Annotated in this window: 18 protein-coding genes; 12 read left to right on the forward strand and 6 right to left on the reverse strand. The window is 57.4% G+C overall.

The features are described 5' to 3' along the window. The first annotated feature begins 227 nt into the window (after positions 1 to 227). On the forward strand, positions 228 to 1,076 hold the full coding sequence (gene nadC, locus TU76_RS04820; RefSeq protein ID WP_048351178.1) for a carboxylating nicotinate-nucleotide diphosphorylase: 849 nt from the start codon (positions 228 to 230) through the stop codon (positions 1,074 to 1,076). Between the two features lie 55 nt (positions 1,077 to 1,131). Here the strand turns inward: nadC and TU76_RS04825 are convergent, their stop codons facing one another. The 3 genes from TU76_RS04825 to TU76_RS04835 all read right to left on the reverse strand — a co-directional run bounded on the left by TU76_RS04825 (position 1,132) and on the right by TU76_RS04835 (position 4,119). Then, entirely contained in the window at positions 1,132 to 1,629 is a 498-nt protein-coding gene (locus TU76_RS04825; RefSeq protein ID WP_019823942.1) for a methylated-DNA--[protein]-cysteine S-methyltransferase, read from the reverse strand. Then, on the reverse strand, positions 1,626 to 3,122 hold the full coding sequence (locus tag TU76_RS04830; RefSeq protein WP_048351179.1) for a DNA-3-methyladenine glycosylase 2: 1,497 nt from the start codon (positions 3,120 to 3,122) through the stop codon (positions 1,626 to 1,628). The genes TU76_RS04825 and TU76_RS04830 overlap by 4 nt, the downstream gene beginning before the upstream one ends. 67 nt (positions 3,123 to 3,189) lie before the next feature. Continuing rightward, positions 3,190 to 4,119, reverse strand: coding sequence for a DMT family transporter (locus TU76_RS04835; protein ID WP_048351180.1), 930 nt, complete (start codon positions 4,117 to 4,119; stop codon positions 3,190 to 3,192). Positions 4,120 to 4,208: 89 nt separating this feature from the next. On the opposite strand from TU76_RS04835, the gene TU76_RS04840 reads away from it, so the two are divergent. Beyond that, positions 4,209 to 5,102, forward strand: a complete 894-nt coding sequence (locus TU76_RS04840; protein ID WP_048351181.1) for a LysR family transcriptional regulator — start codon at positions 4,209 to 4,211, stop codon at positions 5,100 to 5,102. Positions 5,103 to 5,170: 68 nt separating this feature from the next. Here TU76_RS04840 and TU76_RS04845 read toward each other — a convergent pair whose 3' ends face one another. Next, positions 5,171 to 5,578: a pilin gene (locus TU76_RS04845; RefSeq protein WP_019823951.1), complete on the reverse strand. Its 408-nt coding sequence runs from the start codon at positions 5,576 to 5,578 to the stop codon at positions 5,171 to 5,173. 212 nt (positions 5,579 to 5,790) lie between these two features. Between TU76_RS04845 and TU76_RS04850 the strand changes: the two genes are divergently transcribed. From TU76_RS04850 to yacG, 4 genes are read left to right on the forward strand one after another with little or no spacing between them, the layout of a single operon-like run. Beyond that, on the forward strand, positions 5,791 to 7,008 hold the full coding sequence (locus TU76_RS04850; RefSeq protein WP_048351182.1) for a type II secretion system F family protein: 1,218 nt from the start codon (positions 5,791 to 5,793) through the stop codon (positions 7,006 to 7,008). Further along, complete coding sequence (locus TU76_RS04855) at positions 7,005 to 7,871, forward strand: prepilin peptidase (protein WP_162837098.1); 867 nt, start codon at positions 7,005 to 7,007, stop codon at positions 7,869 to 7,871. Before TU76_RS04850 ends, TU76_RS04855 begins: the two co-directional genes overlap by 4 nt. 1 nt (position 7,872) lies before the next feature. Continuing rightward, complete coding sequence (coaE, locus tag TU76_RS04860; protein ID WP_019823957.1) at positions 7,873 to 8,496, forward strand: dephospho-CoA kinase; 624 nt, start codon at positions 7,873 to 7,875, stop codon at positions 8,494 to 8,496. After that, a complete protein-coding gene (yacG, locus tag TU76_RS04865; RefSeq protein ID WP_016779444.1) occupies positions 8,493 to 8,696 on the forward strand; it encodes a DNA gyrase inhibitor YacG in 204 nt (67 codons plus the stop codon). Before coaE ends, yacG begins: the two co-directional genes overlap by 4 nt. A gap of 102 nt (positions 8,697 to 8,798) precedes the next feature. On the opposite strand, the gene TU76_RS04870 is transcribed toward yacG, so the two are convergent. Next, positions 8,799 to 9,485 carry an energy-coupling factor ABC transporter permease gene (locus tag TU76_RS04870; RefSeq protein WP_019823961.1) on the reverse strand — a complete coding sequence of 229 codons (687 nt, stop codon included), beginning with the start codon at positions 9,483 to 9,485 and terminating at the stop codon, positions 8,799 to 8,801. A 124-nt stretch (positions 9,486 to 9,609) separates the two neighbouring features. On the opposite strand from TU76_RS04870, the gene TU76_RS04875 reads away from it, so the two are divergent. The 4 genes from TU76_RS04875 (at position 9,610) to TU76_RS04890 (ending at position 12,359) form a co-directional block, all read left to right on the forward strand. Continuing rightward, on the forward strand, positions 9,610 to 10,239 hold the full coding sequence (locus TU76_RS04875; RefSeq protein ID WP_046810282.1) for a DUF1780 domain-containing protein: 630 nt from the start codon (positions 9,610 to 9,612) through the stop codon (positions 10,237 to 10,239). Further along, positions 10,236 to 10,763, forward strand: a complete 528-nt coding sequence (locus TU76_RS04880; RefSeq protein ID WP_019823965.1) for an MOSC domain-containing protein — start codon at positions 10,236 to 10,238, stop codon at positions 10,761 to 10,763. The genes TU76_RS04875 and TU76_RS04880 overlap by 4 nt, the downstream gene beginning before the upstream one ends. Before the next feature lie 54 nt (positions 10,764 to 10,817). After that, positions 10,818 to 10,991, forward strand: a complete 174-nt coding sequence (locus TU76_RS04885) for a DUF3094 family protein (RefSeq protein WP_019823968.1) — start codon at positions 10,818 to 10,820, stop codon at positions 10,989 to 10,991. Positions 10,992 to 11,057: 66 nt separating this feature from the next. Beyond that, on the forward strand, positions 11,058 to 12,359 hold the full coding sequence (locus tag TU76_RS04890; RefSeq protein WP_019823970.1) for an NAD(P)/FAD-dependent oxidoreductase: 1,302 nt from the start codon (positions 11,058 to 11,060) through the stop codon (positions 12,357 to 12,359). Between the two features lie 22 nt (positions 12,360 to 12,381). Here TU76_RS04890 and gad read toward each other — a convergent pair whose 3' ends face one another. Beyond that, positions 12,382 to 13,779 (reverse strand): glutamate decarboxylase, encoded by a 1,398-nt coding sequence (gene gad / locus TU76_RS04895; protein WP_019823973.1) that lies wholly within the window; start codon positions 13,777 to 13,779, stop codon positions 12,382 to 12,384. 163 nt (positions 13,780 to 13,942) lie between these two features. Here gad and glsA point away from each other — a divergent pair, with 163 nt between their 5' ends. Further along, positions 13,943 to 14,887 (forward strand): glutaminase A, encoded by a 945-nt coding sequence (glsA, locus tag TU76_RS04900; RefSeq protein WP_048351183.1) that lies wholly within the window; start codon positions 13,943 to 13,945, stop codon positions 14,885 to 14,887. 24 nt (positions 14,888 to 14,911) lie between these two features. Beyond that, the gene (locus TU76_RS04905) at positions 14,912 to 16,489 is read left to right on the forward strand and encodes an amino acid permease (RefSeq protein WP_048351184.1); all 1,578 of its coding nucleotides are present in this window, start codon (positions 14,912 to 14,914) and stop codon (positions 16,487 to 16,489) included. Positions 16,490 to 16,613: the final 124 nt, after the last annotated feature.

A 16,613-nucleotide genomic window follows, 5' to 3' on the forward strand; every position in this document is an offset into this window, starting at 1 on the left:
GCAATGGCTGTACGTCAAACCTATGGCGCCAATCGCAAGGCGGATTATCTTGCAAAAGAAGGCGCTTGTACCAGAGGACTCTTCATTTGAGTGAGTGAGGGCCCGAAATAATGCTCAAAGTGCCGAAAGAAGCACATTGCAGGCATTTGCCTACGACGCTTCGGCGCACCTTGGGTTCCCCCGTGGCATGGCCCTATAATCGGCGCACTTTGTTTGTGGAGCTCGTTATGCCGAATTTACGCCTGGCCGACCTCACTGCCGAAATCGAAGCCAACGTACGTCGTGCGTTAGCCGAAGACATTGGCAGCGGCGATATCACTGCACGGCTGATCCCGGCCGAACGCTTGGCCAAAGCCACGATTATTACCCGTGAAGCCGCTGTCATCAGCGGTACAGCTTGGGTCGATACTGTGTTTCGCCAGCTTGATCCCCGGGTTGCCGTGCATTGGCAAGTTGTTGATGGCGAGCGCGTGAGCCCCAACCAAGTGCTGTTTCACCTTGAAGGCCCTGCTCGCTCACTGCTCAGTGGCGAACGCAGCGCGCTGAACTTTCTGCAGCTGTTGTCAGGCGTTGCCACCCACGCGCAACACTTGGCCGATCAAGTGGCCGACACTCAGGTCAAGCTGCTGGACACTCGTAAAACACTACCGGGTCTGCGTCTGGCGCAGAAATACGCAGTGACCTGTGGCGGCTGCCACAATCACCGTATCGGTCTTTACGACGCCTTTCTGATCAAGGAAAACCATATCGCTGCTTGCGGCGGTATCGCTCAAGCCATCAGCGCCGCGCATAAAATCGCCCCAGGCAAGCCGGTTGAGATCGAAGTCGAAAGCCTGGACGAACTCAAGGAGGCCCTGGAAGCAGGCGCAGACATCATCATGCTGGACGAGTTGAGCATGGACGATATGCGTGCAGCGGTGCGTCTGAACGCAGGGAAAGCCAAACTGGAAGCCAGCGGCGGTATCAACGAGACGACCCTGCGTCCTATTGCCGAAACCGGCGTGGACTACATCTCGATTGGTGCCATGACCAAGGATGTCAAAGCGGTGGATTTGTCGATGCGCTTGAGCCTCTAAACAGCTCTGTATCCTGTGGGAGCAAGCCTGCTCCCACAGGTTGAGTGCAACGTGCTCAGGACAGCGCAAAGCCCTGACACTTCATTTCGTGCTCCAGCAGCCATTGCTTGGCCGCCAGTCCTCCCGCAAAACCGGTCAGCGTACCGTTGCTGCCAATCACGCGGTGGCACGGGATGATGATCGGAATCGGATTACGCCCATTCGCAGCCCCCACAGCCCGAGATGCCTTGGGCCGGTGGATTTGCTGTGATAGCTGGCCGTAACTGGTGGTCACCGCGTAGGGAATGGTGGTCAACGCTTGCCACACTGACTGCTGGAACTCTGTACCGAGCAGCTTGAGCGCCAAGTCGAACGTCAGGCGATCGCCAGAAAAATACTCCTCCAACTGACGGCGAACTTCGGCGAGTTTGAGGGGTGAATGCACCCAACCGGCCAAAGGCGTATGCGGCCGGCGATCCAGCTCGAAACGCACTTCACGCAGCCCTTCATCATCGGCGACCAAAAACAGCGGGCCTATCGGTGATGGTATTTCTTCGTAGTAAATAGTCGTCATGTTAATACCTTGCGGGCAGCCGCCGAGTCGGTTGCTGCGCGCCATAAATACATCACTGAGTAGGCCCGCCACGGGCGCCAGCTTTCAGCCAGCGCCTGCAGCGCTTTGGTGCTAAGCGGGTCACCGCCTGGGTTGGCTTCGCGGCGCAGGATCAAGTCTGCTGCCGGGAACGCATCGGGGTGTTTGAGCACGCGCATGGCGATGTAGTGGGCGGTCCATTCGCCAATACCGGGCAGTTGCACCCAGCGGCTGATGAAGTGCTCTAACGGTTGCTCCACGGCAAAATCGACCCGGCCATCGATCAACGCACCCGCAATCCCCTGGATCGTATTGATACGTGCCTGGGTAATGCCCATTTGCCCAAGATCGGCGTCGACCAATTGCTCTGGCCCCGGAAACAGTCGATCCAGCCCCGAACCTGCGCCCGCCTCAATGGCAATCCCGTAGCGCTGCACGATTCGACTGGCAAGGGTTCGCGCAGCCGCCACGCTGACTTGCTGCCCCAGCACGGCCCTCACCGCGACTTCGAACCCGTCCCAGCCACCGGGCAATCGCAGGCCCGGATACCGCTCGATAACCGGCGCCAGCAGCGGGCTGAGACTTAACGTGCGGGCGATGGCCAAAGGGTCGGCATCCAGATCGAACATCCGCCGAATTCGCGTGACTACGCCCAGCATCTGGCTAGGCGCTACGTTGCGCAGCTCAAGCTGCAACGCATGCTGCTCCCCCGGCCAGGCGCTGACTCGCAGCCAACCCGGCGCGTGCGCCTTGCCAAAAATCCGCTGATAACTGTGCCCGTCGACTTGTTCGATACCGGGCAAGGCGCGAGTCTGCAAAAAACCCAGCAGGGCAGCAAAGTCATAAGGCGGGCGATAACCCAGGCGCAACACCAGGGCCTTGTCCGCACGCGCCTTCGGGCTGCGCCTGAAGGCCCTGGGCTCTGCATGATTGGCCTCGGCAAAGGCCGCATTAAAACGACGCAGACTGCCAAAGCCAGAAGCCATGGCCACTTCGGTGATCGACAGGTCGGTTTCGGTCAACAGTTGCTTGGCAAACAACAGGCGCTGAGTGGCATGCACCGCCATCGGTGGCGCCCCCAAGTGCTGGACAAACAAGCGACGCAATTGCCGGGCACCGATGTTCATGCGCTCGGCCAGCCCCTCCAGCGAATGATCCGCCAGATACCCCTCATTGATCAGCTTGAGCGCTCGCGCCACCAGATGCTCACCCTGCAGCCACAGTTGATTGCCCGGCGCCAGTTCCGGCCGACAGCGCAAACAGGGGCGAAAGCCCTGGGCTTGAGCCGCTGCGGCGCTGGGGTAATACACCACGTTTTGAGCTTTGGGCGCTCGCGCCGGACACACCGGGCGGCAGTAGATTCGAGTACTGATCACCGCGGTAAAAAACACCCCGTCAAAACGCGCATCGCGGCTCAAGCGAGCGATTTCGCAGGCGGCGATGCTGGGCGTGGACAGGCAGTTATCTGAGTTCATAAGCCGCACAATAGCACTGCCATTTTGCTGGTTCTCGCCATTTTCGGACGTCAATGTTGGCCGCCAGTCAAACAGGCCTTGGACTGCGATTGCACAGCACAATCCCCGTAATGGCCAGCACGCCACCCAGCACCATCGCCAGGCTCAGACGCTCGCCGAGGACCAGCATTCCCAACACCACCGCCGATAACGGATTTAAGGCAATAAATGAACCTGACTGGGTAACGCCGATTTTTTGAATGCCATCGTAGTACCAGATATACGCCAGCGCCGAGCCCAAGACGCCGAGGTAAATCAGGCTCAGCCACTGTGTTTGCTGAATATGGGACAGCGCAGGCAGATTCAAATCGCCCTGAACGATGGCGGCAATAAACAGCATCAATGTGCCTGCCATTACCGAGTAAGCCACGGTGTGCAGCGGGCCTATCTCCCTGACCAGTCGGCGGGCAAACACGCTGTAGATCACCCAACTCATCACGCAGCCCAGAATCAGCACATCACCGCGCCAGGCACCCGACACCGAGGCAATGGAACCCGTGCCCTTGCTGATAATCACGGTGCTGGCGCCCGCAATACACAACACGATACCCGCCAGATTGACCGGGCGCAGCCGTTCGCGGCTGATTGCAAAAGCGGTCAACGCAATCAGTGCCGGGTTGAGCGCCACGATCAGCGAAGCCCGCGATGAGCTGATGAAGTGCAGCCCGTAAAAAAAGAACAGGTTGTAGGCAAACACCCCAAAAAAACCGAGAGCCGCCAGGTGCAGACACTGGCCTGCACTCAGCGATATTTTCAAATTGCGCTTTAGACCAAGCATCAGCACCAGGGTCAAACTCGCCAGTAAAAATCTCAGACAAGCGCTCAATAGAGGTGCCATATCCACCGCGAGATAGCGCCCCGCGACGAACGTTCCGCCCCATAAACACGAAACCATAACCAGCTTGGCGTAGACCGCGTTTTTCGATGAGAACCAAGTCTGTACATACGTTGTGTGCATGGCGATGAGCGTCTGCGTGAGGGGGAGGGCCTATACTCCGATAGATATGAACTCATAAGGAAATGAGCAAAAGCTCATGAGGCAACTTGATGACGTTTACCCAACTTGAAATTTTTGCCCGCGTGGCCGAACTGCGTGGTTTCACCTTGGCCGCCACGCGCCTGGGCATCAGCCAGTCAGCGGTGTCCCACGCGCTCAAGGCACTGGAACAGGAAATGGGAGTTGAGCTGATTCACCGCCATCAAGCGGGCGTTGAACTGACCGATATCGGCGCGCAACTGCTGTCACGGGCTCACGAAATGCTGGGGCTATGCGAAACCATGTATCAGGAAGCCGCCGATGCCCGGGGGATGAAGCGCGGAACACTGCGGATCGGTTCGTTTGGACCTTCTGCATCGATGAAGTTGCTGCCCGGGATCCTCAAGCACTTTCGCCAGACCTACCCGGGGATTGAAGTACGCATCGACGAAGGGACAGACCAGGAGGTCATCAGCTGGATTCAGGAGCGTCGAGTGGATGTGGGGTTCGTGGTTCTGCCCGAAGACAAATTCGACACAACTGTACTCTGCGAGGATCAAATGGTGGCGCTGTTGCCTGCCAATCACCCGTTGACCACGCAACAAAGTGTGACCCTGGCGACCCTCTGCGAAGGCCCCTTCATCATGACCGAGGCCGGTTCCGGACCGTTGTTGCAACGGCTGTTTTCAGCACAAAAACAGATGCCCAACGTGCTGCATCGCAGCGCCCAGTTGATCAGCACGCTGGCCATGGTCGAGATGGGTTACGGGGTCAGTATTCTGGCGGAACAAGCACTGCCCGAGCGTGGTTTATTACACGCAGACAGCTATGTAAAAAAACCGCTGGACCCGCCCGTGACACGCAGCGTCGGGTTGGCGGTGCTGGATGAACGTCAGGCGTCCCCTGCTACCAAAGCCTTTATTCGCATTGCTGCTGGTTTGCATCAAAAGCGCCAAGCACTGTAGCCGCTGACCGGGCTAAACCTGCGGTGTCCGTCAAATGGGCACCGCAGGGAGCGCTACCACAACCCTGGTTATTGACACGCACCGCTGGCCAGGCAAGTGCCGTTTTGAGTCCAGGTCAGGGTGGCGCCTGAACCGCTCAATGTCGGAACCAATACGCTGACCCAGCCGCCGGCAGCTTGAGTGCCGGCCATGGTAATCACGCCATCTATCACCGTCATGCCCGCAGCCAGGTTGTCAGTGGCTTCGGCCGGAGCCGGGATGCCATTAGTGCCTGCATCGCACACCGCCAAGTCGTTGCTCTTGCTGAAACACAGGGCAACGGCTGTCTTGTAGGTGTTGCTGATTGCATTCACTTCGGCAAAACGGGTCTTCATGACGTGATCGTTGTAAGCCGGGAATGCAAACGAAGCGATCAGCCCAATAATCGCAACAACGATCATCAGTTCGATCAGGGTGAAGCCTTTTTGTTGTTTCACGCGGAGTCTCCGAAGAAGGGGCGCTGATAAGCGCCGTAGCAGTGCTGTGCAGCCAAAAAAGTGCGCACAGGCTATCAAGGTTAGTGGGCCGATGCTCCACAACTGCATCACTGACACCTTTGGACACGCTCAACCGATCGGCCCCAGGCTCGACGCATCTAGTCTTTGGACTCACAACACAGCAGGACGCTCAGCGTTCCAGGGATGGATGCATGGCAATACAGGCCATTAAAAACAGGCTCTACCAATGGGAGGGCTCTGACCTGAAGGGGGCTCATATCAGCGGACAGATAACCGCTGACAGCCACGCCATGATCCGGGTCCAACTCGGTCGCCAAGGTATTACCGTTAGTAAAATCCGGCGTCAGGCAAACAGTGAACCCCCCACAGGAAAGCCCATCACCGCGCTGGACATCACCCTGTTCACTCGCCAGTTGGCCACGCTGATCAGCGCTGGCATCCCGCTGCTTCAAGCCCTGGAGGTTATTGCCAACGGTTTTGAACAACGGGCAATGCGCCAACAGGTAATCGAGCTTAAACAGCAGATCAGCGCAGGTATCAGCCTGACAGCCGCGCTGCGCAAAAAGCCGGCACATTTTGACTCGCTGTTTTGCAGCCTGGTTGAAGCAGGCGAGCAAGCCGGTGCCCTGGACGTGTTGCTGCGTCGAGTGGCCACCTACAAGGAGAAAACAGAAGCGCTTAAAAAGAAAATCAAAAAAGCCATGACCTACCCCATCGCGGTACTGCTGGTGGCGCTGGTGGTATGCAGCATTTTGTTGATCGAAGTGGTCCCGCAATTTCAGGGGGTGTTCCGCTCATTCGACGCACAACTTCCCGCATTCACCTTATGGGTGATCGCCCTCTCGCAAGGGCTGCAAACCTACGGTCTGTGGCTGCTGGGAATACTTGGCGCCACCCTTGCCGGCTTGCGTCATCGCTATAAACATTCCAGCGCACTGCGCCAACGGGTTGATGGATGGCTTTTAAAACTGCCCGTCATCGGCAATCTGCTTCACATGTCCGCCATGGCCCGGTTTTCCCGAACGCTGTCGACCACCCTGACTGCCGGCGTGCCATTGCTTGAAGCGCTGAATTCGGTGGCCAGCGCCACGGGCAATAGCGTGTACAAAGAAGCCGTGCTGCGCCTCAAGCAACAGGTCGCGACAGGCAGCCAGATCCATTTAGCCATGAGCGTTGCGGGTATATTTCCGGGCATGGCTATCCAGATGACCGCCATTGGCGAAGAATCCGGCACACTGGACAGCATGCTTGACCACGTAGCCGCCTATTATGAAGGCGAGGTCGACACCCTGGTCGATAACCTGACAACGTTGATGGAGCCAGTCATCATGGTGGTACTTGGAGTCATGGTTGGCGGGTTGGTCATCGCCATGTACCTGCCCATTTTCAACCTGGGTCGAGTGATCTGAGCATGAATGATTTTTTGAGCACTCACCCCGATGCGTTCATCGTCTGCGGGCTGATCCTCGGGTTATTGGTGGGCAGTTTTATCAATGTGCTGGTGTGGCGTCTGCCAATAATGCTCGCACAAGACTGGCAGTCCCAAGCCTGCGAACTGCTGGATCTGCCCGCGCCCACCCAGGGCCCTGTGTATAACTTGATGCAGCCCCGCTCGCATTGCCCCGCATGCCAGCATTCACTGCGCGCCTGGGAGAACATTCCATTACTCAGCTACCTGTTTTTGCGCGGTAAATGCTCGCACTGCAAAACATCTATCAGTGTGCGCTATCCACTGACTGAAGTGGCTTGCGCAGCCCTGTCGGCGGTTGTTGCCTGGCATTTCGGTTTTGGCCTGCAAGCGGGGTGCATGCTCCTTCTGACGTGGGGGCTACTTGCCATTTGCCTGATTGATATCGAACATCAACTCGTGCCCGATTCTCTGGTGTTCCCCCTGCTCTGGCTGGGGTTGTTGCTGAACAGTTTCTCCACGTTCACGACTCTGGAGCAGGCCGTGTGGGGCGCGGCACTGGGCTATGCAAGCCTGTGGTCGGTGTTCTGGATATTCAAGCTGATCACTGGCAAAGACGGCATGGGCTATGGCGACTTCAAGTTACTGGCCATGCTGGGCGCCTGGGGCGGATTTACAGTGCTGCCATTGACCATCCTGCTGTCTTCGTTGCTGGGTGCGCTGGTGGGGGTGGGCCTTTTGGCCATGCGCCGAGCCAATACCTCGACCCCCATCCCGTTTGCGCCGTATCTGGCAATTGCCGGCTGGATTGCATTGCTCTGGGGTGGTCAAATAACCGGCCTCTACTGGCAGATTTCGGTTTGACATGATGACTCCACCTTCCAAACCCTGGATTCTCGGGCTAACCGGCGGTATCGGCAGCGGCAAAAGTGCTGCGGCTGAACATTTTGCCGCGCTGGGCGTACACGTGGTGGACGCCGATCATGCTGCCCGCTGGGTCGTCGAACCGGGGCGCCCGGCGCTGGTCAAAATTGCGGAGCATTTTGGCGAGCAGGTGCTGCAAGCGGATGGGCAGCTCAATCGCGGCGCGTTGCGCACCCTCATTTTTACCGACCCCGAGCAACGTCGCTGGCTTGAGGCGCTGCTACATCCGCTGATTCGTGAAGAGATCGCCAACAACCTGGCGCAGGCACAATCGCCCTACGCCATTTTGGTCTCGCCGCTGCTCATCGAGTCAGGGCAATACACGACAACCCAGCGCGTGCTGGTGATCGATGCGCCGCAAGCCGTACAGATTCAACGCACGCTACTGCGCGACAACACCACCGAGCAGCAGGTGCAGGCCATTCTCAAGGCTCAGGCCAGTCGCGAAGATCGCCTTCGCCACGCTGACGATGTGCTGGTCAATGACAACGATCTGAAGGCGTTGCAGACTGAGGTCGAACGCCTGCATAACTTTTATTTAACTTTGCGTGGAGGCCAACCATGACTAAACCTATGACCATCGACTGCCCGACGTGTGGCACAGCCGTGCAATGGGATACCACCAACGCTTTCCGCCCCTTTTGCTCGGACCGCTGCAAGCTGATTGACCTGGGAGCCTGGGCATCCGAAGAACACAAGATTCCGGTGAGCCCGGATGCTGAAGATGATCTGTTTTCAGAGGACCTGAGCGAACGCCTGCACTAAAAACGTGGGAGCGGGCTTGCTCGCGATTCAGGCAACTCGGCCTGACAGGTAAACCTCAGCGATACCATCGCGGGCAAGCCCGGCTCCCACAGGCAAGGCCATTTATTCGGGGCCATCATCCTTCCCCGGCGCCGCCAGGTAGCGGGTGCGGTTGAAGGTCTCAAGCCATTCAGGGCAGAACACCACCAGTGCCGTGACCAGCATCCCGTTGATAAACGCCTCGGGGAAGATGATCAGCCACAGATAACCAATAAAATCTTCCAGCCATTGCGGCATGACGAACAGCCCGTCCAGCAACAAGACCCCAAGCACCGCCAATACACAGAGCAACGCCGCCAGGGCGGCTGCGAAAAAGCCTGAGCAAAAAATATACACAAAGGGATTGTTGGGTTGCGCTCGCTCGACCATGCGCGCGCAGAACTCAGTCACGGCAACCGGCAATAGAATCAGCAACACCCCATTGACGCCCATTGCCGCCAGATCTTGACGGCCCAGCAACACCAGCCCGACTTGCGCGATCAATGCTCCTACAATCGCCAGCGGCCAGTCGAGCAGCAACGTGACCACCGTCAGGCCAATAAAGTGATAAGACACGCCCCCCTCAAAGTCTCGTCGTACCAGCCATAGCAAAAACAGCGAAAAGACCGTGCCAAACAACAGGTGCTGACGCCGCGCATCGGCAAACAGCTCAACCCAGGGTGTTCGCCAGATAGCCCACAACACAACGGGCACAAAGACCAGCCAGCCGATTACCAATGTGTGTATGGATAACACCTGCGCACTGATCATGCCGCCAACCCAGCCTTGTTAATGCACACCGCTCAACCCTCCGTGCCTGATGCTTGTGTACGTGATGCGCATGAGTCTACACCCGGACTTTCAGTAACACCTGTTTCAAGGCTAAGCTGCGTCCATGGACGACTCAGATTATTTACGCTTGCTCACCATCCAGGCCGAGCAAGCCAATGCCTTTTTATCCAATGCCCGCAAATGGGAGCGTGAGCGTTGGGTTTGCCAGCGCCTGCTGCAAGGCTTGAACATTCCCTATCACAACGAAGACTTCATCCAGGCAAGCCAGGAGCCACCCGACGTGCTGTTTGGCGATGCGCGCTTTGAAGTGTTTTTTGTGCTCGATGAGGGCAGGCGTCTGAACGACGAATGGCGTGAAGAGCTTCAGCGTCGACGCAGTGCTTACTCCTTGAGCCAGTTGGTACGACGCGAGGCGCGACCCAAGCGGATTCCGGCGACCAAACTATTGCAGCGCCTGGGCCCTACCCTGCATAAAAAAGCCAAGAACTACCAAGAGCGCGATATCGACTTGGGGCAGTTGGACATCATTGCGTTTTCCAGTCTCAAGCGCGAAGTACTCGACCTCAACAGCCACTTTCCGCCACCGACGGAATATTTGCGCCAGGGCTGGCGCTCGCTGTCACTGGTGGGACCGACCTTTGCCCGCGTATTGTTTGCCCAACCGGATGCGCCGGACTTTCTACGCAACAACCTGGGGCGCAGCATTATTTTCGATGTCGGTATCAGCCTGTGAGCCCACTGCATGAACTGATTGCCGAGGTCCCGCAAACCGGTCGTGTGTGCTGGATTGGCGTGCGCCCCGAGTCACGCGCCGACATGCTTGAACTCGACGCCGTAGAAGCTCGCCGCGAAGCCGGACTGACGGGCGATCATGCACGACCAGGCGCCCGCAACGCCCGACAAGTGACGCTGATTCAATGGGAGCACCTGGCCGTCATCAACTCACTGCTGGGGCGCTCCGAGGATCAGCCGGTAGTGGCCCAGGATTTACGACGCAATCTGGTTATTCGCGGGATCAACCTGTTCAGCCTCAAGGGCCGACGTTTCAGGATTGGCCAGGCCATTTTTGAAACCACAGGCTGGTGCCAGCCTTGTGCACGACTGGAACAGCGCCTGGGTCGGGGCACATTCCAGGCAGTACGAGGCCACGGAGGCATCACGGCCCGGGTAATCGAAAGCGGGATCATTCGTCTAGACGACGAACTGCGGGTCGAGCCATTGGGGTCTGACGGCTATGCTTCTTTTAATCCCGGTTGATCCATGCTGTAGCTTTTACACATCCTGCAACGTCTATTTGACGAGGCCAAAAATATGCCCAGCCGCCTGAACCCAGATGATCTGAAGCATGTCGAAGAGTACCTGCAACTGCCACAACATCAGGTTGAGCGCCGGCCCTTCAGGCCCTGGCTGCTCCTTGCAATGGTGGTGATCGTGGTCATCGGCATGGGCCTTTTGAGCCGCCTCCTGAGTTACCTGGTGCTATGAGCTGCATTGCGCTCGCCCGGGTAAGGTCAGGCACAGAATTTTTTTCAAGCCTTGTGAGTGATATCCATGACCCATCGTATTGTTATTGTCGGCGGCGGCGCCGGCGGCCTGGAGTTGGCGACCCGCCTGGGTAAGACACTGGGCAAGCGCGGCAAGGCCAGCATCACGCTGGTCGATGCCAACCTGACCCACATCTGGAAACCGCTGCTGCATGAAGTCGCTGCCGGCTCGCTGAACTCATCGGAAGACGAACTCAACTACGTCGCTCAAGCCAAGTGGAACCATTTCCAGTTTCAGCTGGGACGCATGAGCGGGCTGGATCGTGAGCTGAAAAAGATATCATTGTCGGCAACCCTCGACGAAAACGGTCAAGAGTTGGTGCCTGCCCGGGATCTGAGTTACGACACACTGGTGATTGCCGTAGGCAGTACTACCAATGATTTCGGCACCAAGGGCGCGGCTGAACATTGCCTGTTCCTGGACACCCGCAAGCAGGCCGAGCGCTTTCATCAGCAATTGCTTAATCACTACCTGCGCGCTCACGCCGGGCAAAGCGATGTGCTCGAGCAGATCAGTGTTGCCATTGTTGGCGCTGGCGCCACCGGGGTTGAGCTGGCTGCTGAACTGCACAATGCCGCGCACGAACTGGCGGCTTACGGTCTGGATCGCATCAAGCCTGAAAACATGCACATCACCCTGATTGAAGCAGGACCACGGGTGTTGCCCGCACTGCCGGAACGGATTGGCGGGCCTGTGCATAAAACCCTGGAAAAACTCGGGGTGACGGTCCTGACCAACTCTGCGGTGAGCGAAGTCACCGCCGAAAGCCTGATTACCAAGGACGGCCAGGTGATTCCTGCAAGCCTGAAGGTATGGGCGGCCGGTATCCGTGCCCCGGGGTTTCTGCAGGAAATCGCAGGCCTGGAAACCAACCGCATCAATCAACTGGTTGTGCGCCCTACCCTGCAAACCACCCGCGATGACACTATTTTTGCCTTCGGTGATTGCGCGGCCTGCCCGCAGCCGGGCACCGACAAAATGGTTCCACCTCGCGCCCAGGCCGCTCACCAGCAAGCGTCTCTGCTGGCCAAGTCGCTGAAGCTGCGGATTGAAGGCTCATCGCAGCTGCCAGACTACAAGTACCGTGATTACGGCTCATTGATTTCACTGTCGAGTTTTTCGGCTGTGGGTAACTTGATGGGTAGCCTGATGGGCACTGTCATGTTGGAAGGCTGGTTGGCGCGGATGTTTTATATCTCGTTGTACCGCATGCACCAGATGGCGCTGTACGGCACATTCCGCACGCTGATGCTAATGCTTGGCAGCAGAATCGGACGCGGCACCGAGCCGCGTCTGAAACTGCACTAAGTACGACTACCGAGCCGCGTAATCAGCGCCCTGCGTGGTTTCCAGCCTCGGCCTCACGGCCTTTAAAGCCGTGGGGCTGATGCTCTTCGAAGAATTGAATATCCCGCACAAAGTCGGCCAGCAACAATTTGGCCATGTCGATCGACATCCCCTGCTTTACCAGAATCCGCTGCACAACCACGTTCTCTACATTGGCAGGCAAGCTGTACGCGGGCACCAGCCAACCGCGTATGCGCAGGCGATCGGCCAGGTCATACAGAGAGTAATTGGTTTTCGCACCGGGCTTTAAACGCCAGGTCAGCGCCGGAATCCCCAATTGCGGATCGCCGTTGTAGAGCATCTCGAACGGTCCGATCTTGACCAGCTCTCGCGCCAGGAATTGTGCTGTCTCGTAGCACGCCGAATGAATACGCTCATACCCCTCACGCCCAAGGCGCAAGAAGTTGTAGTACTGGGCAATGATCTGCCCGGCCGGACGCGAAAAGTTCAGGGCGAAAGTCGGCATGTCGCCGCCCAGGTAGTTCACATGGAAAATCAGGCCTTCCGGTAGTTCCTTCGCATCGCGCCAAACCACCCAACCCGCGCCTATCGGTGCCAGGCCGAACTTGTGCCCGGAGGTGCTGATGGACTTGACCCGCGGTACACGAAAGTCCCAAAGAATGTCCGGTGCGCAAAACGGCGCCAGCATCGCGCCACTTGCACCATCGACGTGAAGATCGACACTCAGGCCGCTGCTTTTTTCCAGATCGTCCAGGGCATCGGACAACGGTTTTACGGTTTCATACAGACCCGTAAATGTCTGGCCGAAGGTCGGCACCACCACGATGGTGTTTTCATCGACCCGCTCCAGCATGTCCTCAGGCGTCATGAACCAATGCCCTTCGGACATCGGTACTTCACGAATTTCTATGTCCCAGTAACGGGCAAACTTGTGCCAACAAACTTGCACCGGACCGCACACCATATTCGGGGTAGACGTAGCCTTGCCAGCCGCTTTGCGCACCGCACGCCAGCGCCACAACGCAGCCAGACCACTGAGCATGCAGGCTTCACTGGAACCCACAGTTGACGTGCCGAGGGTGGTGGCCGCCGCCGGGGAATGCCATAGATCCGCCAGCATATGGATGCAACGGTTCTCCAGTTCCGCCGATTGCGGGTATTCGTCCTTGTCGATCATGTTCTTGTCGATCGACAGGTCCATCAGCTTGTGAACTTCATCCTCTTCCCATGTTTGGCAAAAAGTGGCGAGGTTCTGGCGGGCGTTACCATCCAGGTACAGCTCATCGTGGACTAACTGATAAACATCTCGTGGCGACTGCTCCGCCTCCGGGAAGCCCTTGGTCGCAGCGGCGTGAGCCAGTTCAGAAGAACCAAAAACAGGATCGGTGGCCGACTTGTGCTTGATGCGGTGCAGCGCCATAAGAACTCTCCTTGAGTAATGCAGGGTCTGTTTTATTCACTTTGACTTAGCCTTCGCCAAGCCAGCATAGACAAGCATTTTGAGTCTGCTGTCCGATTTCCGACCACCGTGCATTTTCCGATCTATAGTTCCGTTTCTTGGAAGTACTCACGGAGCGAGCGCGATGAAGCAAAGACCCACGACCGTAGACAGCACGGTCAAACAGGCACTGGAGCAGGCACTGCAACGGTATTCAAGTAATCAGCACGGCAAGAATGCCAGCTACATTCCTTACTTGGCCTCAGTGCCATCCCATCTGTTCGGCATCAGCATCATGTTCTGTGATGGCACCCATGCCGAGGTAGGCGACACGGATTACGCCTTCGCCATCGAGTCGATTTCCAAAGTATTTACCCTCTCCCATGTGCTCGATGAGGTAGGTCCACAGGCCTTGCGCAGCAAGATCGGCTGCGACCCGACCGGTGAGCCATTCAACTCGGTGGTTGCCCTGGAACTGCACAAGGGCCGCCCCCTCAACCCCTTTGTGAACGCAGGCGCGATGGCCACTGTCAGCCTGGTTGAGGCCGATTCTGCCCAAGCTCGCTGGGACCAGATACAGGCCACCTACAACGCTTTTGCCGGGCGTGAATTAACGGTAAACGACGAGGTATATCAATCCGAAGCCAGCAGCAATCAACACAATCGCGGCATTGCCTGGCTGCTGCAAAGTTACGGCTACATGTACGCCGACCCCATGCAAGTGTGCGATGTGTACACCCGTCAATGCTCGGTAGCGATTACCTGCCATGACCTGGTGACCATGGGCGCGTGCCTGGCCAATGGCGGCGTCAACCCGATTACGGGCAAGCAAGTAGTGGCAGCCAAACACGTGGCGCCCATCCTCTCCGAAATGACCTTGAATGGTCTGTATGACACCACAGGCGACTGGTATTACAAGGTCGGCCTGCCGGGTAAAAGCGGGGTCGGTGGCGGGATTCTCGCGGTGGTTCCCGGCGTATGCGCCATCGCTGCCTTTGCTCCGCCGCTGGATGTGGCAGGCAACAGCGTTCGCGGCCAGTTGGCCGCCGAATACCTCAGCCGCACGCTCAACCTGAGCCTGCTGCACTAATCACGCAAAATGGGGAAGGCGTTTATGACTACCGCCAGCAAAACCAAAACTTACATGTCATGGCTCACCATCTGTTTCATGATGGTTGCCGCTGTTGCCAGCATCCGTTCCCTGCCCAGCATGGCCGTCTATGGCCTGGGTTCGGTTTTCCTCTATGTCATTCCGGCATTGCTGTTTTTCATCCCGGTATCGCTGGTTGCCTCTGAACTGGGAACCGGCTGGAACGGCGGAATTTATGGCTGGGTCAGACAAGCCTACGGTGACCGCCCAGGCTTTTTCATCATGTGGTTCATGTGGGTCCAAGTGGTTGTCTGGTACCCGATCGTGCTCGGATTTGGCGCCAGCACCATGGCTTATCTGATAAACCCGGAACTGGCCAAAAGCGGTGTATTCACTGCCGCGGTCATTATTGTCCTGTATTGGTTATCAACGTTTGTGGCACTTAATGGACTGACGACGCTATCGAAACTGACGTCATGGTTTATGTTGCTGGGCACCGCACTGCCCGCCGCGCTGCTGGTCCTGCTCGGTGTCGCCTGGTTGGTGCTGGGGCATAAATCCGCAACACCCTTAACCTGGGACGCGCTGATTCCGGCCATTTTCGATACGCATTCCACGGTCAAAGCTGGTTCACACAATCTGCACCCGGACTTATGGCGAGAATTTACCGGCGCCATCACTGGCTTGGTACTGATTGTGAGTAACTTCCTGGCGTTTGCCGGTATCGAAATGAACGCCATTCACGCCCGCGAGTTGCGTAACCCGCAAAAAGAAATGCCTCGGGCGATTCTTTTGGCCTTCTTTATGATCTTGCTGGTGTTTATCCCACCGACCGTGGCGATCTCGCTAGTGGTTCCTGCAGACTCGACCAGCCTCACTGCCGGTGTGATTCAAGCCTATGCGGCCTTCTTTGAAGGTTTCAATATGCCGTGGGCAACACCGATCATGGCTATTTTGTTGATTATCGGCGCACTGGGCGGGGTCTTGGCCTGGACTGCCGGACCGTCTACCGGACTGCTGTTCGTGGGCAAGGCCGGGATGCTTCCACCCGTGATGCAGAAAGTGAACAGCAAGGGCGTGCAGAAAAATATCCTGTACCTGCAGGCCGTTATCGTCACGCTACTCTCGACTATCTATATCTTTCTCGACAACGTATCGGATGCGTTCTGGATGATCAGTGCGATGGCGGCGCTGATGTACCTGATCATTTACGTATTTATGTTTATGGCGGCCATGAAGCTGCGCAAAACACAGCCCAACGTAAAACGTGGTTATGTGCTCAAAGGCCTTCATGGCTGGTGCTTCCTGGGGCTGTTCTCGACGTGCGTGGCGCTGATTTTCGGCTTCATTCCGCCCAATAACTTCAGCAGCATGCCGTTTTTCGAGTACGCAGGGATTCTGTTGCTCGGACTGGTCGTGGCTGGGGTGCCGCCATTTATCTTCTATGCGGTGCGCAAACCTTCGTGGCAGATGGTGCCCAAGGCGGAGTCTGATCAATATTCTGCGGCACTGCAGGATCTTCAAGCCGCGGACGACAAGGCTGCAAACGCGAGCGCCAGCACGCCGCCGCCAACATCCGCTGCAGCTCCAAGCGCAAGTTAAGGCATGTAGCCGCTGCTGAGTCACGAAGGCTGCGAAGGCATCACTGCGGTTCACCCGATACACCGCGTGATGCACATCGCAGTTTTCGAACCCCGGCAGCGGCCACAGATGCGCTACAGGTTTT

It is taken from the genome of Pseudomonas psychrophila, from assembly GCF_001043005.1.
Classification (GTDB): Bacteria; Pseudomonadota; Gammaproteobacteria; order Pseudomonadales; family Pseudomonadaceae; genus Aquipseudomonas; species Aquipseudomonas psychrophila.

What these genes read in the sequence shown, in the direction of transcription:
- nadC (WP_048351178.1), top strand. Translation starts at nt 228, where the DNA reads ATGCCGAATTTACGCCTGGCCGACCTCACTGCCGAAATCGAAGCCAAC.
- TU76_RS04825 (WP_019823942.1), bottom strand. Translation starts at nt 1,629, where the DNA reads ATGACGACTATTTACTACGAAGAAATACCATCACCGATAGGCCCGCTG.
- TU76_RS04830 (WP_048351179.1), bottom strand. Translation starts at nt 3,122, where the DNA reads ATGAACTCAGATAACTGCCTGTCCACGCCCAGCATCGCCGCCTGCGAA.
- TU76_RS04835 (WP_048351180.1), bottom strand. Translation starts at nt 4,119, where the DNA reads ATGCACACAACGTATGTACAGACTTGGTTCTCATCGAAAAACGCGGTC.
- TU76_RS04840 (WP_048351181.1), top strand. Translation starts at nt 4,209, where the DNA reads ATGACGTTTACCCAACTTGAAATTTTTGCCCGCGTGGCCGAACTGCGT.
- TU76_RS04850 (WP_048351182.1), top strand. Translation starts at nt 5,791, where the DNA reads ATGGCAATACAGGCCATTAAAAACAGGCTCTACCAATGGGAGGGCTCT.
- coaE (WP_019823957.1), top strand. Translation starts at nt 7,873, where the DNA reads ATGATGACTCCACCTTCCAAACCCTGGATTCTCGGGCTAACCGGCGGT.
- yacG (WP_016779444.1), top strand. Translation starts at nt 8,493, where the DNA reads ATGACTAAACCTATGACCATCGACTGCCCGACGTGTGGCACAGCCGTG.
- TU76_RS04870 (WP_019823961.1), bottom strand. Translation starts at nt 9,485, where the DNA reads ATGATCAGTGCGCAGGTGTTATCCATACACACATTGGTAATCGGCTGG.
- TU76_RS04875 (WP_046810282.1), top strand. Translation starts at nt 9,610, where the DNA reads ATGGACGACTCAGATTATTTACGCTTGCTCACCATCCAGGCCGAGCAA.
- TU76_RS04885 (WP_019823968.1), top strand. Translation starts at nt 10,818, where the DNA reads ATGCCCAGCCGCCTGAACCCAGATGATCTGAAGCATGTCGAAGAGTAC.
- TU76_RS04890 (WP_019823970.1), top strand. Translation starts at nt 11,058, where the DNA reads ATGACCCATCGTATTGTTATTGTCGGCGGCGGCGCCGGCGGCCTGGAG.
- gad (WP_019823973.1), bottom strand. Translation starts at nt 13,779, where the DNA reads ATGGCGCTGCACCGCATCAAGCACAAGTCGGCCACCGATCCTGTTTTT.
- glsA (WP_048351183.1), top strand. Translation starts at nt 13,943, where the DNA reads ATGAAGCAAAGACCCACGACCGTAGACAGCACGGTCAAACAGGCACTG.
- TU76_RS04905 (WP_048351184.1), top strand. Translation starts at nt 14,912, where the DNA reads ATGACTACCGCCAGCAAAACCAAAACTTACATGTCATGGCTCACCATC.